15 protein-coding genes are annotated in these 18327 nt (G+C 69.3%); 8 read left to right on the forward strand and 7 right to left on the reverse strand.

What is annotated here, in order from left to right:
* Positions 1 to 9 precede the first annotated feature (9 nt).
* From JOE67_RS07870 to JOE67_RS07900, 7 genes are all read right to left on the reverse strand, one after another.
* Positions 10 to 1716: a hypothetical protein gene (locus tag JOE67_RS07870; RefSeq protein ID WP_204974926.1), complete on the reverse strand. Its 1707-nt coding sequence runs from the start codon at positions 1714 to 1716 to the stop codon at positions 10 to 12.
* Positions 1706 to 2506, reverse strand: a complete 801-nt coding sequence (locus JOE67_RS07875; RefSeq protein WP_239528049.1) for a TIGR03943 family putative permease subunit — start codon at positions 2504 to 2506, stop codon at positions 1706 to 1708. Before JOE67_RS07875 ends, JOE67_RS07870 begins: the two co-directional genes overlap by 11 nt.
* Complete coding sequence (locus tag JOE67_RS07880; protein WP_420827639.1) at positions 2499 to 3533, reverse strand: permease; 1035 nt, start codon at positions 3531 to 3533, stop codon at positions 2499 to 2501. The genes JOE67_RS07875 and JOE67_RS07880 overlap by 8 nt, the downstream gene beginning before the upstream one ends.
* Complete coding sequence (locus tag JOE67_RS07885) at positions 3530 to 3946, reverse strand: Fur family transcriptional regulator (RefSeq protein WP_204974927.1); 417 nt, start codon at positions 3944 to 3946, stop codon at positions 3530 to 3532. The genes JOE67_RS07880 and JOE67_RS07885 overlap by 4 nt, the downstream gene beginning before the upstream one ends.
* 77 nt (positions 3947 to 4023) lie before the next feature.
* Positions 4024 to 4884 (reverse strand): metal ABC transporter permease, encoded by an 861-nt coding sequence (locus tag JOE67_RS07890; RefSeq protein WP_204974928.1) that lies wholly within the window; start codon positions 4882 to 4884, stop codon positions 4024 to 4026.
* On the reverse strand, positions 4881 to 5729 hold the full coding sequence (locus tag JOE67_RS07895; RefSeq protein WP_204974929.1) for a metal ABC transporter ATP-binding protein: 849 nt from the start codon (positions 5727 to 5729) through the stop codon (positions 4881 to 4883). Before JOE67_RS07895 ends, JOE67_RS07890 begins: the two co-directional genes overlap by 4 nt.
* Positions 5726 to 6721, reverse strand: coding sequence for a metal ABC transporter solute-binding protein, Zn/Mn family (locus tag JOE67_RS07900; RefSeq protein ID WP_204974930.1), 996 nt, complete (start codon positions 6719 to 6721; stop codon positions 5726 to 5728). Before JOE67_RS07900 ends, JOE67_RS07895 begins: the two co-directional genes overlap by 4 nt.
* A 143-nt stretch (positions 6722 to 6864) precedes the next feature.
* Between JOE67_RS07900 and mshB the strand changes: the two genes are divergently transcribed.
* The 8 genes from mshB (at position 6865) to JOE67_RS07940 (ending at position 18300) form a co-directional block, all read left to right on the forward strand.
* Positions 6865 to 7761, forward strand: coding sequence for an N-acetyl-1-D-myo-inositol-2-amino-2-deoxy-alpha-D-glucopyranoside deacetylase (gene mshB / locus JOE67_RS07905; RefSeq protein ID WP_204974931.1), 897 nt, complete (start codon positions 6865 to 6867; stop codon positions 7759 to 7761).
* On the forward strand, positions 7761 to 8879 hold the full coding sequence (locus JOE67_RS07910) for an ROK family protein (RefSeq protein ID WP_204974932.1): 1119 nt from the start codon (positions 7761 to 7763) through the stop codon (positions 8877 to 8879). The genes mshB and JOE67_RS07910 overlap by 1 nt, the downstream gene beginning before the upstream one ends.
* Before the next feature lie 73 nt (positions 8880 to 8952).
* A complete protein-coding gene (locus JOE67_RS07915; protein WP_204974933.1) occupies positions 8953 to 10053 on the forward strand; it encodes an extracellular solute-binding protein in 1101 nt (366 codons plus the stop codon).
* A gap of 8 nt (positions 10054 to 10061) precedes the next feature.
* Positions 10062 to 11150, forward strand: coding sequence for an ABC transporter ATP-binding protein (locus tag JOE67_RS07920; protein WP_204974934.1), 1089 nt, complete (start codon positions 10062 to 10064; stop codon positions 11148 to 11150).
* A complete protein-coding gene (locus JOE67_RS07925; RefSeq protein WP_204974935.1) occupies positions 11147 to 12889 on the forward strand; it encodes an ABC transporter permease in 1743 nt (580 codons plus the stop codon). The genes JOE67_RS07920 and JOE67_RS07925 overlap by 4 nt, the downstream gene beginning before the upstream one ends.
* Before the next feature lie 53 nt (positions 12890 to 12942).
* Positions 12943 to 14448 (forward strand): argininosuccinate lyase, encoded by a 1506-nt coding sequence (gene argH / locus JOE67_RS07930; RefSeq protein ID WP_204974936.1) that lies wholly within the window; start codon positions 12943 to 12945, stop codon positions 14446 to 14448.
* 20 nt (positions 14449 to 14468) lie between these two features.
* Complete coding sequence (locus tag JOE67_RS07935; RefSeq protein WP_204974937.1) at positions 14469 to 15344, forward strand: ROK family protein; 876 nt, start codon at positions 14469 to 14471, stop codon at positions 15342 to 15344.
* Between the two features lie 160 nt (positions 15345 to 15504).
* A complete protein-coding gene (locus JOE67_RS07940; RefSeq protein ID WP_204974938.1) occupies positions 15505 to 18300 on the forward strand; it encodes a PIG-L family deacetylase in 2796 nt (931 codons plus the stop codon).
* Positions 18301 to 18327: the final 27 nt, after the last annotated feature.

Genomic DNA, 18327 nt, shown 5'->3' on the forward strand with positions numbered 1-18327 from the left:
GTGAGCCCGTCATGGCAGCGGGGCGGTGCGGCACCACGAGATGTCGAAGCCGCTGAGCGTGGGCAGCTCGCGATCGCCGACGAGGTCGATCAGGCGGGTGTGCATGGTCGTGGGCAGGGGCAGCAGCAGGTCGTCGTAGTCGTTGGTCGCGAGATCGGGGGCGATGGCGACGGCGACGTACTGGCCGCCGGGCGATGCGCAGGTCTGCAGGATCGAGTCCTCGCCACTGACCTCGGCGATCACGGTCGCCGCCCCCTTCTCGTCGACCTTCACCACGGCCTGGCCCGTTGGCATGCCGAGCTCGTCGCGCTGGATGACGTGACGCAGGGTCCCGCCGGGGAACGCCTCGATGCCGACGGCATCTCCATAGTCGGGATCCGACGCGGGCAGCGGCTCCTCGCCGCCGCTGGTCAGGTCGAGCACGACCAGGCTGCCGTCGACCCGCTCGACGAGAGCGGTGTAGGTGCCCCGGTTCACTCCGAGGATGCTGGCGGCCTTGCCCATGGGCTGCGCGCCGGCGTCGCCGGTGGGGTCCTCGACGCTCAGCGAGCCGTCGAAGTCGATGAACAGCAGCGACGACGAGTCGGGCACGAACCGCCACTCGGCGATGTTCACGTCCTTGTCGTCGATCTGCACGACGCGCGGTTCGCCTGCGCCGCTCAGCGACTGGGTCACGAGCACGCTCGCGCGTCCCGACGTCTCGGTGAGCTCGCGGTCGGAGTAGCTGTATCCGACGAGGCCGCCGCGGTCAGACACCTGCACCGACGAGACGTAGCCCTCGCCCGGCAGCGGCAGCTCACGCTCGCCTGATCCGTCGCGGTTCATCACGAGCAGGCGGGAGCCGTCCTTCTCCTCCACGGCGACGACGAGCACGTCGGTCGTCGCGCGGAAGTCGCTGATGCGCGGGTGCTCGAACACCACCGCGGCCTTCTCTCCGCTGAGGTCGGAGAGGAAGATCTTGTCGGCACCGTCGGCCGAGCGCTGCAGCAGCATGATGTTCGACGCCGGGGTGCGGAAGCTCGTCTCGAGGTTCGCGGCCTTGCCCCCGCCGGTGGCGGTGACGCCTGCGACCGCGACCCGATAGGTCGTGTCGTCGCGCAGGGGCACGGTGAACCGGATGCCGACGCTGCGACCGCCGGCGTCGACCGTGAACGGCACCGCCGGCTCGACGGTGACCTGGTCGGCATCGATGTCGTCGAGGCTCTGGTTGGCGGTGAGGATGAGGCGGCTTCCTGATGCCTCGATCGCCTGCGCGGGGTCGACCTGAACGTCGCTGAGCCGGGGCCCCTGCACGAGGCTCACGACGGCGAGGACCCCCGCGACGAGAGTCAGGATGCCCAGGACCGACAGCAGCGTGAGCGTGAACCGCCGGTCGCTCGGGGCAGGGGTTCGCGCGGGCGTGGGCGCCTCCGCGGACGTCTGCGTCTGCACGGGAGTCTGCGGCTCCGCGGTCTGCGTCTGCGCCGCCGTGGGCGCGGGCGCCTCGTCGGCCGTCGGGGCCCCCACCGGCGCTGGCACATCGGATGCAGGCTCGTCAGATGACGGATGCTTATCGTGCGCCGGTGCGCCATCCGCAGCCTCGGCCACCGGCTCGGCGCGGGGGTCATCTGCGGGCTGAGCAGAGTCGTCGGCGGGCTGGGCAGCATCGTCGGCGGCACGCAGCGCGCGCAGCTGGGCGCGGGTGAGAGGCTGCTCGCCGGATCCGTCAGTACTCATACGGATCCTTGGGCTCGTCGATCTTCTTCACCGTCGCCGATTCGATGCTCAGCTCGCCGGCATCGCCCGCGCGCACCGTACCCGTCACCTCGACCCACTGCCCGGTGGCGTAGTCGCCGTCGAGTCCGCCGCCGCTGAGCGGAACGGATGCCGGCTGCGCGTCGATCACGCAGTGCGAGATCACCATGCGGGTCAGGTTCACGTCGCCGTCCTGAGACGGCGTCACGAAGCCCGTGAGCGTGACGGCCGCGCCGTCGTACTTCTCGGGGCGGGTGGAGTTCGCGAACGCGACCGACCAGTCGCCCACTCCGAAGCTCGTCGTGTCGGCGACTCCCAGCGCCACGTCGTCGGCGCCCGCGAAGAGCGTCGGCGATTCGCCCACCCGCGACAGCGCGAGCTGGGCCGAGAGGGATGCCGGCGGCAGCACGAGCCCCGCGAGGACCACGGCGGAGGCGATGATGCCGCCGCTCACCACCGCGGTGGTCTGCATGCGGTGTCGACGCTGCTGCTGGGCATCCGTCGCCGCGGGCGCATGCGTGTGGTCGTGCTCGCCCTCGGCACCGAGCGGCAGGGTGCACGACCAGACGGCGACGATGAGCGTCACCGCAGCGGCGGCCGCGGCGAACCAGACCGTCTCAGGGCTGATGTAGAGGGTCAGCCGCCCGGTGAACGCGAGCACGAGGGTGACCACAGAGATGACCGTGGCGAGGCCGACACCCAGCCATCGGGTGGCCAGGGCGCGCAGACGCTCGCGACGGGCATCCGGTGCTGCGGAGGAATGATCAGCCAAGGACGTTCACCCCGATCCCGATCACGCAGGCAGACAGGACGACGACCCCGACGACCGCCGCGAGCACGCGCGCCGTGAAGGTCGTGCGCAGGAGCGCGAGCATCTTCACATCGACCAGCGGGCCGACGATGAGGAAGGCGATGATCGCACCCGACGAGAACGTCGAGGCGAACGACAGGGCGAAGAACGCGTCGACGTTCGAGCAGATCGCCACGGTCATCGCGAGCGCCACCATCGCGATGATCGACAGCACCGGGTTCGACCCGATCGCCAGAAGCACGTCGCGCGGCACGAGGACCTGCACGGCGCCGGCGAGGGCCGATCCGATCACCAGCGCGGGCATGACAGCGCGCAGCTCGACGAGGAACTGCACGAGGCTGCGACGTGTGGGGCTGCCCGGCTCGTGGGTGACGTGCTCGCAGGTCTCGACGAACCGCTCGGTCAGCAGCGCCTGCTGATCGCGCCGAAGACTGAAGAGCCAGCCGAGGAGATTGGCGATCACGAAGCCGCCGAGCAGGCGCGCGACGAGGATGCCGCCGTCCCACCCGAACGCGGCATGCGTGGTGAGGATGACGATCGGGTTGACGATCGGAGCCGCGATGAGGAACGTCATGGCCTCGGCCGGCGCCAGACCACGCATCATCAGACCCCGGGCGAACGGCACGTTGCCGCACTCGCAGACCGGGATGAACATGCCCAGCAGCGACAGCACACCGCGCCTGGCCCACGCATTGCGGGGCAGCCAGCGCTGCACGGCATCCGAGGGCAGCCACACCTGCACGACGATCGACAGCACCACACCCAGGATCACCCAGGGCAGCGCCTCGATCAGCACGCTCAGCGCGAGGGTCAGGCCGTCCTGCGCACGGTCGGGCAGGGCCTTCGGGAAGAGCGCCGGGGCCAGCAGGTCGATGAGCACGAGCACGGCGACGATTCCGGCGCCGATCGCGATCGCCGCTCCCGTCGGCAGCCGTCGCTGCGGCGGCCGGTGCGCGTGCGGCACCGACGCAGGCGCGGTCAGCGTCACTGCGCGGCCCCGGTCACGGCATCCTGCCGGTTGGCGCACGAGGCGCAGAGGCCGAAGATGTCGACGACGTGCTCGGCGTCGCGGAAGCCGTGCAGGGATGCCGTGCGCTGAGCCCACTGCTCGACATCCTTCGCCTCGATCTCGACGGTCAGCCCGCACGACCGGCAGATGAGGTGGTGGTGGTGTCCCTCGGTGGAGCACGCGCGGTAGAGCGCCTCGCCCTCAGGGCTCTGCAGCGAGTCGGCCTCACCCGAGGCGGCGAGCCCGGCCAGAGCGCGGTACACCGTGGCGAGACCGATCCCGGTGTTCGCCTGACGCAGGTCGGCGTGCAGGGACTGGGCGCTCACGAAGCCGCGCGCGTCGGCGAGCGCATCGCGCACGCGTTCGCGCTGCCAGGTGTTCCGCTGAGCCATGATCCGAGTCTAGGCCGGGTGCCTGAGCGGGCGGTCAGGACGCCGGTCACCGGCGTCCTGACGAGCGGCACAGACCGTCACGCGGCCAGCCGGCGCACACGCCCACGCATCCGCTGCGCGACCCAGCAGCTCGCGTAGATGAGGAACGAGATCGTGGTGATGTACGGGCTCACCGGCAGGCTTCCCGCGAGCGCCAGCAGGATGCCGCCAACGGCAGACACGAAGCCGAACAGGGCCGCGAGCAGCGGCACGGCGACCGGTCCTGCGGACAGACGCATCGCGGCGGCGGCGGGGGTCACGAGCAGGGCCATCACGAGCAGTGCGCCGATGATGTGCACGCTGACCGCCACGATCAGGCCGAGCAGCACCATGAACGCGAGGCTCACGACCCGGGTCGGCACGCCCCTCGCGGCAGCGGATTCGGGGTCGAGCGAGTCGAAGCGAAGGGGGTGCCACATCACGAGCATCCCGATCAGCACCACCACGCAGATGCCGATCAGCCAGCTGAGATCAGGGCTCGACACCGACACGATCTGGCCGGTGAGCAGGCCGAACCGGTTGGCCGTCCTGCCCTCGACCAGCGACAGGAACAGGATGCCGAGGCCGAGGCCGAACGGCATCAGCACGCCCACGATGGAGTTGCGGTCGCGGGCTTTCGCGCCGAGCACGCCGATGAGGATCGCGGCGACCAGCGCGCCGCCGAGCGAGCCGGCCACCACGCTGCCGCCGAAGAGCAGCGCAGCAGCGGCGCCCGCGAACGACAGCTCGCTGACACCGTGCACCGCGAAGGCGAGGTCGCGCTGCATGACGAAGACCCCGATCAGACCGCCGACGATGCCGAGCGCGGCGCCGGCGATGATCGAGTTCGACAGCAGGGCGAGCAGCTCGCCGTAGTCCTGGAACGAGAAGACGTCTCCCCAGTCGAGCAGCGGCCTCATGCGTGGGCCCCCGGGTGGCTCTCGTCTGCGGAGTGCTCGTGCGCGTGGGTGCCCTCGGCATCCGGTGCGCCGACGACCACCAGCCGGTCGCCGGCCCGCAGCACGAACACCGCGGTGCCGTACAGCTCGGTGAGCACGCGGCTCTGCAGCACCTCATCGGGGGTGCCGAGTACGAAGCGCCCGCCGGCGATGTACAGGATGCGATCGACGAGACCGAGGATCGGATTGACGTCATGGGTGACGAACAGCACGCCTGCACCCTGTTTGCGCTGCCGGTCGATGATGCCGGTTATGGCGCGCTGGTTCGCCAGGTCGAGACCCGAGAGGGGCTCGTCGCAGAGCAGCAGCGCCGGGTCGTCGGCGAGCGCCTGACCGACCCGCAGCCGCTGCTGCTCGCCGCCCGAGAGCAGCCCGACGGGACGCTCGGCATAGTGCGCAGCGCCGACGCCCTCGAGCAGCGCATCGACGCGCTCACGATCGCCGCGGCGCGGGAGAGGAAAGCCGAAGCGCGTGCCGTTCACGCCGAGAGCGACGAGGTCGCGCGCGCGCATGCTCGTGTCCGGCGCGAGCGGACGCTGCTGCGGCACATAGCCGATCCGGCGGTCGCCTCGCTGGGCGGTGCGGCCGTCGACCCGGATGCTGCCGGCCGAGAGCGGCTGCAGACCCAGGATGCTGCGCAGCAGCGTGGTCTTGCCGGAGCCGGACGGCCCGAGCACGGCCAGGAACTCGCCCGGGGCGACGTCGAGGTCGAGCCCCGACCACAGCTCGCGGTCGCCTCGCTGCAGCGCGGCCCCGCGGATCTCGAGGATCGATGCGCGTTCGGGCGCGTGATGAGCGCGGCTCATCCGCCGAGAGCGGCGGCGAGGTCGGAGATCGCGGTGCGCATCCACTCAGCGTACGACTGGTCGGCCTCGAGCAGCTCATGGAAGGTGATCACCGGGATGTCGGCGGCCTTCGCCGCATCCTCGATGCGGCTCGTCTCGCCCCCGCCGGTCTGCGCGTTGGCGAGCACCGCCTGCACCTTGCCGTCTTCGACGAGCGAGAGCGACTCGAGCAGAGTCGCGGGTGCGACCTCGTTGCCCTCTTCGACAGCCGAGGCGAAGCCGTCGGGTGCGACATCGTCGAGGCCGGCAGCCGCGGCGAGCGCGCCGGGCAGCGGCTCGGTGATGAACACGGGCGTGCCCTCGAGCTTCTCGTGCAGGGCGTGCAGCTCGCCCTCGATGCCTTCGAGGTCGGCGGCGAGCTTCTCGGCGGCGGCCTCGTACTCGGACTTTCCTGCGGGATCGATCTCGGTGAGATCCGCAGCGATCTGCTCCGCGACGTGCGACATGGTGTGCACGTCGAACCAGACGTGCTCGTTGAAGCCCTCGATGTGCGAGTGGCCCTCGTGCCCCGCCTCCTCCTCGGCGTGCTCGTCTGCGTGCTCGCTTCCTTCGGCGTGCTCGTCTGCGTGCTCGTCGTGGTCTTCGACGACGGCGTCCGGGTAGTCGTGCGAGAACTCCGCGGCCGTGATCACCACGGCATCCGATCCGTCGATCAGCTCCTGCATGAAGGCGTCGTAGCCGCCGCCGTTCTCGATGACGAGGTCGGCCTTCTGCACCGCGAGGCGATCGCGCGCCGTGGCCTCATACCCGTGCGGGTCCTTCTCGGCCGAGTCGATGAGGCTGGTGACCTCGACGCGGTCGCCGCCGATCTGCGAAGCGAGCTGGCCGTAGACGTTGGTCGATGCCACCACCTGGAGAGCTCCGTCATCACCTGTGTCGGCCGTGGCTGAGCATCCCGTCAGGGCGAGAGCGGAGACGGCGGCGATGGCGAGGACGGAGAGGCGCTTCTGCATGCGTCCACTCTAAGCGTTAATGATAACCATTCTCAACTCGGCGGATGAGGCGACTTATTTTCCGCTGTGTCGCACTTAGATTCTTGCTGCCAGAATCTAAGTCATCCGGCACAGAAGCCGGGGCACGATCAGAGGAGACCGACATGGCGAGCGCATCGCACTTCCTTCTCACTCACGCGCATCCCGACGACGAGAGCTGCGCGACGGGAGGCACGATCGCCCGCCTCGTCGCAGAAGGACACGGCGTCACAGTCGTCACATCCACGCGGGGCGAGCAGGGGCGGATCGCCGTGCCCGAGCTGCAGCATCTGCATGCCGACCACGACGATGCGCTCGGCCCCGAGCGGGCACGTGAGCTGTCCGCCGCGATAGCCGCCCTCGGGGTGAGGGATCACCGCTACCTCGGCGGAGAAGGCCGCTACCGCGACTCCGGGCGGCTGGGCATCGACGCCAACGACCGGCCCGACGCGTTCTGGCAGGCCGACCTCGACGAGGCCGGACGGCTGATGGCCGCGATCATCCGCGAGACCCGACCGCAGGTCGTGATCACCTACGACCCGAACGGCGGGTACGGGCACCCCGACCACATTCAGACGCACCGCGTCACCATGCGCGGCCTCGAACTCGCGGCCGATCCGGCCGCCCCGCTCGACGCGGAGGCGTGGGACGTGCCCCTCGTCTACTGGACAGCCGTGCCGCGCGATCTGATCGTCGAAGAGCTCACCGAGCTCGCCACGCGCGCCGATCAGCTCGGGCTCTGGGTGGACCCCGACCCCGCCGCCTACCCCGACGGGGTACACGACGACGGAGCGATCGACGTCGAGTTCGACGTCTCGCAGCACCTCGCCGCGAAGACCGCCGCCCTCGCGTGCCACCGCACACAGCTCACGGTGCGCGAGCCGTACTGGATCCTCGCCTCGGGTCGGGGGATGCGCATCCAGGACCGCGAATGGTTCATCCGGGTCAAGGGAGGGCACCGCACCGGACCGCAGTACGAGACCAGCCTGCTGCCCCGCGCTGAGCAGGACGGGATCCGCTGATGTCCCGTCCCACCCTCGCCCTCGCCGATCGACGCACGCAGCGAGCGCGCGTCGTCGGAGCCCTGCACGAGCAGCGCAAGAGCCGCTCCGACCTGGTCGAGCAGTTCGGAGTGAGCTCGTCTCTGATCACCCGTCTCGTGCGCGGCCTGATCGACGACGGCATCCTGCGCGAGGTCGGCGCGCAGGCTCAGGCCATCGGGCGACCGCCCGTGCGGCTCGAGGTGGTGAGGGATCACGGTGCGCTGCTCGCCGTCTCCTGCACCTCTGATGGTCTGCGAGCCCGGTGCGTGAACCTGCACGGGGGCATCATCAGCGAGACGCGCGCCGACCCCGTCGACGGGGTGGTGAGCCCCGATTCGATCATCGAGACCATCGCCGCGCTCGTCGAGCGCACCCCGCGCGTGCTGGGCATCGGGGTCGCCGTGCCCGGCGTGGTCGATGCCGACACGGGCGATGTGAGCGCCGCACCCGATCTCGGCTGGACCGCCGAGGTGCCCCTGCGCTCTCTGCTGCGCGAAAGGTTCGGCGTCGTCGTCACGATCGACAACGACGTGAATCTCATGATGGCGTCGGAACGCCGCAGCCTCGGCGTCAGGGCAGGCCGCAATGCCGTCTACCTGTACCTCGGCGCCCGTGGCATCGGCGCAGGAATCGTGGCAGGCGGGCGCCTCATCGAGGGCGACCACGGCGCTGCAGGCGAGATCGGCCTGTCGCCGCTCAGCACCAACGACCGCACCGATTTCGAGGACACCACCTCGACCCGTGCGATCGCCGCGCGTCTCGAGGCCGCCGGCCACGAGGTCGCCGATCCCGCCATCGAGCGGCTCCTCGTCCTCGCCGACGGCGGCGACGATGCGGCTCGGCGCATCAGGGCCGATGTCATCGCCGCCTTCTCGCACGCTATCGCCGTGATCACGGCCCTGCTCGATCCGCACGTGATCCTGCTCGGCGGGCATGCGCGAGCGTTCCGCGACGTCGAGCACCGCGAGATGCTCGACCCGCTTCGCGGTGAGCTGCCGTTCCTCCCCGAGGTGCGCTCCGCGCAGCCGAATCCGGACGCCGTTCTGGACTCCGCCCTCAACCGCTGCTGGCAGCAGCTCCTGGCGGGAGGTCTGTGAGCAGCATCCCATCCATCCGATCCCTTACCCACCACCCCGCGGCACCCGCCGCACGACTTCGACGAGGAAGAAAATGAAGGCATACACCACCCGTCGCCGCCTCCTGGGGCTCGCGACCTTCGCCACGGCCGGCGCACTGGTCCTGAGCGGCTGCGCAGGCGACGTCGAGCCCACTGCGAGCGAGAAGCCCTCGCAGAGCGACTCCGAGCTCAAGCCCAGCGAGAGCCTCACCATCTACACCGGACGCGACAAGGACGAGGTCGCCTGGGTCGTGTCCGAGTTCGAGAAGGAGCATCCCGAGTACGCAGGCAAGGTGACCACGGTCATCGCCGGTGCTCAGGAGAACCTCGACCGCATGCGCGCAGAGGCCGGAAACCCGCAGGCGGGCTTCCTCTGGGGCGGCACGCAGCAGCAGTTCGAGCAGGCCGCAGACGAAGGCCTGCTGGCAGCGTACGAGCCGAAGAACGGCGACGCCGTCGACGACAAGTACAAGGACGCCGACGACCGCTGGATCGCAGAGATGCTGCTGCCCGAGGTCATCATCTACAACTCCGATCTGCTCGACGAGAAGTCGGCGCCTCAGGACTGGGCCGATCTCGCCGACCCTGAGTGGAAGGACAAGATCGTCATCCGCGACGTCATGCCCTCGGGCACCATGCGCACGATCTACGCGTCGATGGTCTACTCGGCGTTCGAGAAGGACGGCAAGCCGGATGCCGGCTACGACCTGCTGAAGAAGATCGACGCCAACACCGTCTCGTACGCGGCGACGCCGGACGACATGTACACCCAGCTCGACCAGGGCACCGGTCAGGTCACGGTCTGGAACATGCAGGATGCCCTCATCCAGCCGCTCAAGAACAACCGTCCGTGGGACTACATCATGCCGAAGTCGGGTGCCCCCGTGCTCGTCGACGGGGTGGCCGTGATCAAGAACGAGAAGCAGCAGGCCGCAGGCCAGGCGTTCATGGACTTCCTGATGGAGCCCAAGATGCAGGCCAAGCTCGCCGCCGACTACTACCAGATCCCGGCGATGGAGATCCCCGAGGCCGACCAGCCCGACTGGATGAAGGACTTCGAGCTCAACGAGATGAAGATCGACTGGGCCGTGTTCGCCGAGAACCAGGACCAGTGGATGACGTACTGGGCCGACAACATCAAGGACAAGGGCTGATCTGACACATGGTCTCGGTCACACTGCACCAGCTGCGCAAGTCGTTCGCCCGATCGGGGACCGTCGTCGACGGCATCGACCTGACGATCGCCGACGGGGAGTTCTTCACCCTGCTCGGCCCGTCGGGGTGCGGCAAGTCGACGACGCTGCGGATGATCGCCGGGTTCGAGGAACCCGACAGCGGCACGATCCACTTCGACGACCGCGACGTGACGTATGCGCCGGCGAACAAGCGCGACGTGGGTCTGGTCTTCCAGAACTATGCGCTGTTCCCGCACATGTCGGTCACCCGCAACGTCGGATTCGGACTCGACGTGCGCAAGGTGCAGAAGGCCGAGGCCGAGCGTCGCATCCGCGACGTCCTCGCACAGGTGGGGCTCGCCGCACAGGCGGGCGCCCGCGTCGACGAGCTCTCGGGCGGGCAGCAGCAGCGTGTCGCGCTCGCCCGAGCGCTCGTCTTCCGCCCCCAGCTGCTTCTGCTGGACGAGCCGATGTCGAACCTCGACGCGAAGCTGCGCCTCGAGATGCGCGGCGCTCTGCGCGACCTGCACGCCGAGACCGGCATCACCTCGGTCTACGTCACGCATGACCAGGCCGAGGCGCTGGCCATGTCGACGCGGATCGCCGTCATGAACACCGCGATGGTGCACCAGGTCGGCACACCCGACGAGGTGTACAGCCGGCCCCGCACGGCCTTCGTCGCCGGCTTCCTGGGACGCAACAACCTGCTCGATGCCGTCGTGCGCCGCGTCGACGGCCGAAGAGCGGCGCTCGAGCTGGCCGACGGCAGCACCCTCGAGGTGCTCGTCGAGAACGCGGCGCCCGGAGTCGCGTTCGAGGTCGGCTCCGCAGTCGTCGCGACCGTGCGCGCCGAGAGCGTGCGCCCTGCAGCATCCGACGAGACGCACAACGTCGTCTCGGGAACCGTCGCCGACGTCGACTTCGTCGGCTACTCCCTCTCGTGCGAGCTCGACACGCCCATCGGCCGCATCAAGGTCGACCTCACCGGCACCCACGCGCGCCCGCAGCGAGGCGATGCCCTGCGCGTCGTGCTGCCCGCCGAGTCGGCGTACTGCGTTCCGGCGGAGCAGCGATGACCACTCTCACGAATGCGCAGCGGGTGACCGGCCCGTCGAAGCGCCCGCCGTGGATCCGCCGCCGCTGGTCGACCGTGCTCACGCTCGCTCTGCTGCTGATCGTGCTGCTCGGATACGTGATCGGTCCCATGATCGCCACGGCACGACGCAGCGTCTCGCAGGACAAGGCGGCGGTGCTCGGCTTCTCCTTCAAAGCGTGGAGCGACTTCTTCGCGAACCCCACCCAGACGTCGGCGATCGGCGGATCGATCGTGCTGTCGCTGCTCTCGGTGCTCTGCGCCGGCGTGCTCGGCACACTCGTCGCCATCCTGCTCACCCGCTGGGACTTCCCCGGCCGGCGCATCTGCCAGGTGCTCGCGCTGCTGCCGATCGCGCTTCCGCCCCTCATGGGCGTGTGGTCCTTCAAGCTGCTGTTCGGCGTCGGCGGTCGCATCCCGTTCGCGATGGAGGCCTGGTTCGGCCTCGACCAGCAGGCGTTCTGGCTGCAGGGCCTGGGCGGAGTGCTCATCGTGCACGCCATGACGATGTATCCCTACTTCTTCCTCACCGTCTCAGCGGCGCTCACCAACTCCGACGCCTCCCTCGAGGAGGCAGCCGCATCGATGGGCGCCGGCAAGGCGCGCATCTGGATGCGGGTCATCCTGCCGATGCTCACCCCTGCGCTCGTCGCGGGCTCGCTCATCACGTTCATGTCTGCGATGTCGTCCTATACGGCGCCCCTGCTGTTCCAGTACACCGACGTGATGACGCAGCAGATCGTGATCGCCAAGACCAACGGCGACATGCGCCTGGCGTCGATCATCTCGACGGCGCTCGCGATCATCTCGATCGTGTTCCTGGCCATCATCCGGTCGTACGAGCAGCGCAAGGTGTACCGCACCCAGTCCAAGGGCGGCGGACGCAAGCGCTCAACGGTCACCTCGACTCCGGTGAAGGTGCTGCTGCTCGTCATCGCCGTGCCGACCACCCTGTTCCTCGTGCTGCCGATCGTGATGATCGCGGTGCTCTCGTTCACCGCGAAGGGCGGATGGCTGCGCAGCGTGCTGCCCAGCGGCTACACACTGGAGTGGTGGGCTCAGCTGTTCAGCGGCGCGGAGTTCTGGAGGCCGGTCACCAACTCGCTGCTGATGAGCGTGATCGCCGTGGGCGGAGCGATGATCCTGGGCGCCGGAGCGGCCTACGTCATGAGCCGTCTGCAGTTCCGCGGCAAGCTCGCCCTCGACATCGCCATCATGCTGCCCTGGGCTCTGCCTGGCACGGTCGTCGCGATCAACCTGATCACCGCCTTCTCGAGCCCGTCGCCGTTCGCCTTCGGGCAGGTTCTCGTGGGCACGTTCGCGATCCTGCCCCTGGCCTACTTCGTGCGATTCAACCCGCTCATCTTCCGCTCGACGTTCGCATCGTTCTCGCAGCTGGATCCGAACCTCGAAGACGCCGCACGCAGCCTCGGCGCCACGTGGTGGTACGCATTCAGGCGCGTCGTGCTGCCGCTGATCTCCCGCGGAATCATGGCCGGCGCTCTGCTCGCGTTCGTCGACGGCGTCGGCGAGTTCGTCGCCAGCATCCTCATCTACACGCCGGCATGGGTGCCTCTGTCGATCGCCATCAACAACGAGAACTACCAGGGCAACATCGGCACCGGATCGGTGTACGGCATGATCCAGGTCCTGCTCGTGCTCGGCGTGCTGATCGTCACGCGCCGGATGGAGGCCAGAGAAGCCACCGCCACCGCGCTCTGATCGCCTCCGCCACGACCCCGCATTCCGCCACACCACTGAAAGAAGAAGAAGCAATGAACCGTGACGAGATCATCCAGCGCGATGGAGAGACGTTCCCGGGCGAGAGCTACACCACTGCTGTGCTGCGACCCGCGTACGACCAGGCGAAGCGGATGCTGCTGCCGTCGATGATCCAGATCCACCGCGCGCACCTGGTCATGCTGCACAGCGCCGGCATCCTGAACGACGAGGACGCCGCGGTGATCGCGCGCTCGATCGACGGACTCGATCTGGAGGCGCTCGCGGCCAGCGAGTACGACGGGCGGTTCGAAGACCTCTTCTTCACGGTCGAGCACGAGATGATGCGCATCGGCGGCGAGGTCACAGGGAGCCTGCACACCGCACGCAGCCGCAACGACATGGGCATGACCCTGTACCGCATGGTCATGCGACGCCAGCTGCTGCAGGTGCTCGACGCGGCCGGTGAGCTCTACGAGACGCTGGTGCGCCTGGGGGCGGAGCACGCGTCGACCCTGTCGCTCGAGCACACCCACACCCAGCCCGCTCAGCCCTCGATCCTGGGGCACCGCTTCCTCGCGATCGCCGATGTGCTGGGGCGCGACATCCGCCGCGTCCAGCAGGCCTACGAGAGCCTGGACTATTCCCCCATGGGCGGGGCGGCGCTGACCGGCACCGGCTTCGCGATCGATCGCGACCACATGGCGCGCCTGCTGGGCTTCCGAGGCCTGGTCGAGAACTCGTACGACGCCGTCGCCGCGACCGACTACATCGCCCACTCCGCCGTCGCACTGCAGCTGATGGCGATCGACACGGGGCGCAGCTGCGTCGACTTCCTCACGTGGTGCACGGCCGAATTCGGGCTGTACCGGGTGGCCGCCCCCTACGTGCAGATCTCGTCGATCATGCCCCAGAAGCGCAATCCCGTCTCGATCGAGCATTCCCGGTCGCTGCTCTCCGCGGCGTCGGCCAGCGCGGCGACCGTGCTGACCATGATGCACAACACGCCGTTCGGCGACATCGTCGACACCGAGGACGACCTGCAGCCCTACGCGTGGCGCGCGGTCGAGACCCTCACCGACGTACTGCACCTGCTCAGCGGAGTGCTGGGCACCATTCAGGTGAACACCGACATCATGCGCGAGCGCGCCCTCGCCTCGTTCGCGAACGCGACGGAGCTGGCCGACACACTGGTCCGCGACGGCGGGCTGACATTCACGCAGGCGCACACCGTGGTCTCGCGGATCGTGCGCGAGGCGGACGCCGCCGGCGTGGTCGACGTGCGCACCATCGACCCGCAGCGCGTGCACGAGGTCGTCACGGAAGTCGCAGGAAGGGACGTGTCGCTCACGCCCGAGGATCTCGCACGAGCACTGGACGCCGACAACTTCGTGGCCGTTCGCACCTCCACGGGCGGCGCCGCCCCGAGCGAGGTGGCCAGGATGGCGGAAGCACGGCAGAAGACTGCTGAGGAGTTCCGGCAGTGGCGGGTCGACGTCCGCGCTCACCTCGACGGGGTGGCCGACGAGCTGGTCGCGGCCACCGCCGCTCTCAGCGCGTGACATCGGCGGAGGGTGCGCGCATGAACGTCCTCGGCATCGACTTCGGCGGCACGAAGGTCGCGCTGCGGGTCGAAGGCGAAGGAGGACGTGCGGAGGAGGACCGCCTGCGGATCGGCCAGGGGGAGCCGGCAGACGCTGTCCTCCACCGCACGTTCGAGGCCTCGAGGCGCCTCGTCGGTCAGGTAGGCGGCGTCGCCTCGGTGGGCGTGTCGACGCCGGGCATCGTGTTCGAGGATCGAGTCGACCTCGCGCCCAATGTGGCCGGATGGTCGGAGCTCGACCTCGGCGCGCGCCTGCGCGTCGAGTTCGGATCGGTGGAGGTCGCCATCGAGAACGACGTCAAGGCGGCTGCCCTCGCAGAGTGCCGCGAGGGCGCGCTGCGCGGATCGCCCGTGGGTCTGTACGTGAACCTCGGCACGGGCATCGCGATCGCGCCCGTGGTGGACGGGCAGCCGCTGCGCGGTGCGCACGGCGCAGCGGGAGAGGTTGGTTACGGGATCGTGGGAGCCGTGCAGCACTGGGATGCCTCGACGCCGACGCTCGAGGAGTACGCCGGAGGCAGCGGTCTTGAGCGGCGCATCGCAGCAGCCGGTGATGTCGCTGCCCATGACGTCGCGCAGCTGGTCGCGGACGCGCGTTCGTCGGCGACGGCGGCGACGATGTGGCGGGAGGCGGTCGACGAGATCGCGCGCCACCTGATCACCGCGGCCCTGACTGTCGATCCGTCGCGGATCGCGATCGGCGGCGGGATGACGCGGGCGGGAAGTGCGCTTCTCGATCCCCTCTCAGCGCGCCTCGCGGCGGCACTGCCCTACGCCCCTGAGATCGTGCTGTCGCAGTTCGACGCCGACGCCTCCCTGAGAGGCGCCGTGCTGCTGGCGCGCGGTCGGGCCTGACCGAGCGTGCACTTATTTTCCGGCGTTGACGACCAGCGGGCAGGCGAGTGGAATGGGTGCAGCACTTATTTCTGGACAGAAATAAAGTGACTCCTCTCCTTCTCATCGACGGCTCGGAGCGCGACATCGGCGTGCGCCCGGGCGAAAGGCTGGTCCAACGATGGACGATCGTCATACCCTCTCCGACTACACGCTGACCCGCAGGGGCCTGTTCCGTGCCGGCGGTGCGCTCGGCATCGCCGCTGCCGTCACCGGCGCGCACATCAGCGGCCTCACGCCCGCCGAGCAGGCGCTCGCAAGCGCCCCGCGCGAGTCCACGAAGCTGAACGTGCTCTTCATCGGCGCCCACCCCGATGACGAGGCCGGCAATCTCGGCGTGTTCGGACAGTGGAACGAGTACGAGGGCATGAAGGCCGGAGTCATCACCGTGACCCGCGGCGAGGGCGGCGGGAACGCCGTCGGTCTCGAAGAAGGTCCGCCGCTCGGCATGCTGCGCGAGGCCGAGGAGCGCAAGGCGGTCGGCTACGCAGGCATCGAGAACATCTTCAACCTCGACGGGCTCGACTTCTACTACACCGCCAGCGCACCGCTCTCGTACCAGGTCTGGGACGGCGGCGCGGTGCTCAACCGGATCGTGCGCGTCGTGCGGGCGACGAGGCCCGACGTCATCGTCACGATGAACCCCTCCGCTGTCGAGGGCAACCACGGCAACCATCAGCAGGCGGCGATGTTCGCCGTCGAGGCCTATCTCGCGGCCGGCGACCCTGATCGGTACCCCGAGCACTTCGACGAGGGATTCGAGCCCTGGCAGCCGCGCCGCATCCTCCGCTCCGGAGCGAACGGCTCGGGAGCGACGGGCGAGGGCGGCGTCGCCGCCGGATACGCCCCGACCGTGGCATCCGATGTCGTCTTCGGATGCTGGAACGGAACCCCCAGCGCCCGCCACGGCAAGCGCTGGTCGGAGATGCTCGACCTCGCACGCTGGGCCTACGTGACCCAGGGATGGGCGGAGTTCGCCGCCGGCCCCACTGACCCGGCGAAGATCTCCAACTCCTGGTTCACGGTCATCCACTCCCGTTCTCCCCTCACCGACCCTCGCTCCGGCGGCGACGCGGCGCTGCGAGGAGCCGCTCTGCCGATCGACGGGGGCCTGCCGCTCGGCACTCTGGTCGATGTCCGCCCCGCCCGCTTCGAAGTCGTCGCAGGCGAGAAGAGCACGGTGCAGGTGATCATCACCGCTCCGCCATCGTCCCGACTCGCTGCCGGACGGCTGACCCTGACCGTGCCCGACGGCTGGTCGACCAGCGGCGCCGTCGACGTGCCGGCACTGAATCGCGGACGTTCGCACACCGCGACGTTCCAGGTCACCGCCGGATCGGACGATGCACCAGGAACGCAGGTGCGGGTCGACGCGACTCTGGCGGCAGGAGGGGCCAGTGGCACGACGTTCGCGCAGCTGCGCGTCGCCGGGGCAGTCGAGGCGACCATCCGCCCCCTCGACGAGATCCAGGAGTTCCGCTCGTGGACAGCCGGACTGGGGATGAAGCACCTCGACGTCCTCGTGCCCGAACTCTTCGCGATCGGGCAGGGACGCACGCGCACCCTCGAGATCGTCGTCGAGAACTTCTCGTCGCAGACCCGATCCGGCTCGGTGTCGCTGACACTGCCGACGGGCTTCACCGCGTCGCCAGCGCAGAAGTCGTACGCGGGACTGGCGGCGGGCAAGACCGCGACGATCACCTTCGAGGTGACGAACACCGACACGTCGATTCCCACCGCGAACCGTGCACCCAACAAGGGCAGCTGGCCTGTGACCGTCTCGGCGACGAGCGAGGCCGGCGCGGCCGAGCGCGCCGTCACCATGAACCTGGTGCCGACCTACGCCGTGCAGCGCTCCTCCACCGCTCCGGTGGTCGACGGCATCCGCCGGGATGGCGAGTACCCCGGTGAGCCGATCCCCGTCGACACCATCTGGGACGGCTCGCCCATGGGCGGCACGACCCCGTCGATCAGCGCGCAGACCTGGATCACCCACGACGATGCGAACTTCTACCTGTTCCTGTCGGTCGTCGACGACGTGCGCGGCACGATCCTGCCCGGAAGCGACAACAAGAGGCAGCGGCGCACGGACTCGGTGGAGATCTACATCGACCCGCGCGGCGTCGCAGGCAACACCGCGCAGACGTTCATCGCAGGCATCATGCCCTCGATGGACTCCATGACGGGCGCCCCTGGCGTCGGCCGCGACCGCGACAACTGGCAGGGTGAAGCGGCGATCACCGCACCGGGCATGCAGGTCGAGGTCCGGATGGCAGCGACCGAAGCCGAGTACGCCGGCTATGACATGGAGGTGAAGATCCCGTTCGCCGTCCTCCCCGACAACCTCGACCCCGAGCACGTGGGGTTCAACGTCGTCATCAACGATTCCGACACGCAGAACAAGGCTGCGCAGCGGCGCGTCGGCTGGTCGACGTTCCCCGGGATGCGAGCCGATCCGTGGCGCTGGGGGATCATCACCCTCGACGGCATCGCCGATGCGGGCAGCCGGCCGAAAGAGCCGACGCTGCCCGACACCGCCGCCCGTTCGGTGTCTTCGCCGCAGTCGATCCTGCAGTCCGCGAGCGACAACGTCCCCCTCGGCGGGTTCCCCCCGACCAGCCACGAGCTCAAGGTGCTGAGATCGTCGATCTCGGCCGGGGTCGTCACGGTCGCGCTGCAGACCCCGCGGGCCGGTACCGTGCGCGTCTATCTCTGGGACGGATCGCAGGTGATCGGCAGCGCCGAGAAGCAGGTGTCGTCGGGACGCACCGAACTGCGCTTCGGAGCACGCACGGCTGCCACGGGGAACGGCAGCAGTCTCGAGGGCACGAAGGCCTCCCCCGTGCTCGCCGTGTCCTTCGAGTCGAAGGGCGGCGTCTACGCCGCCAAGGCTCCGCTGGGCGGCCGCTCCGTCTGACCGCGCCCGGCCTGACCGAGCCCGGCT

Origin of the sequence: Microbacterium esteraromaticum (assembly GCF_016907315.1) — a bacterium.
Lineage (GTDB): Bacteria > Actinomycetota > Actinomycetes > Actinomycetales > Microbacteriaceae > Microbacterium > Microbacterium esteraromaticum.

Excerpts from the sequence above, each read along its gene's own strand:
- JOE67_RS07890 (WP_204974928.1), bottom strand. The coding sequence starts at position 4,884 with ATGAGGCCGCTGCTCGACTGGGGAGACGTCTTCTCGTTCCAGGACTAC.
- mshB (WP_204974931.1), top strand. The coding sequence starts at position 6,865 with ATGGCGAGCGCATCGCACTTCCTTCTCACTCACGCGCATCCCGACGAC.
- JOE67_RS07900 (WP_204974930.1), bottom strand. The coding sequence starts at position 6,721 with ATGCAGAAGCGCCTCTCCGTCCTCGCCATCGCCGCCGTCTCCGCTCTC.
- JOE67_RS07870 (WP_204974926.1), bottom strand. The coding sequence starts at position 1,716 with ATGAGTACTGACGGATCCGGCGAGCAGCCTCTCACCCGCGCCCAGCTG.
- JOE67_RS07935 (WP_204974937.1), top strand. The coding sequence starts at position 14,469 with ATGAACGTCCTCGGCATCGACTTCGGCGGCACGAAGGTCGCGCTGCGG.
- JOE67_RS07920 (WP_204974934.1), top strand. The coding sequence starts at position 10,062 with ATGGTCTCGGTCACACTGCACCAGCTGCGCAAGTCGTTCGCCCGATCG.
- JOE67_RS07885 (WP_204974927.1), bottom strand. The coding sequence starts at position 3,946 with ATGGCTCAGCGGAACACCTGGCAGCGCGAACGCGTGCGCGATGCGCTC.
- argH (WP_204974936.1), top strand. The coding sequence starts at position 12,943 with ATGAACCGTGACGAGATCATCCAGCGCGATGGAGAGACGTTCCCGGGC.
- JOE67_RS07910 (WP_204974932.1), top strand. The coding sequence starts at position 7,761 with ATGTCCCGTCCCACCCTCGCCCTCGCCGATCGACGCACGCAGCGAGCG.
- JOE67_RS07915 (WP_204974933.1), top strand. The coding sequence starts at position 8,953 with ATGAAGGCATACACCACCCGTCGCCGCCTCCTGGGGCTCGCGACCTTC.
- JOE67_RS07895 (WP_204974929.1), bottom strand. The coding sequence starts at position 5,729 with ATGAGCCGCGCTCATCACGCGCCCGAACGCGCATCGATCCTCGAGATC.
- JOE67_RS07925 (WP_204974935.1), top strand. The coding sequence starts at position 11,147 with ATGACCACTCTCACGAATGCGCAGCGGGTGACCGGCCCGTCGAAGCGC.
- JOE67_RS07940 (WP_204974938.1), top strand. The coding sequence starts at position 15,505 with ATGGACGATCGTCATACCCTCTCCGACTACACGCTGACCCGCAGGGGC.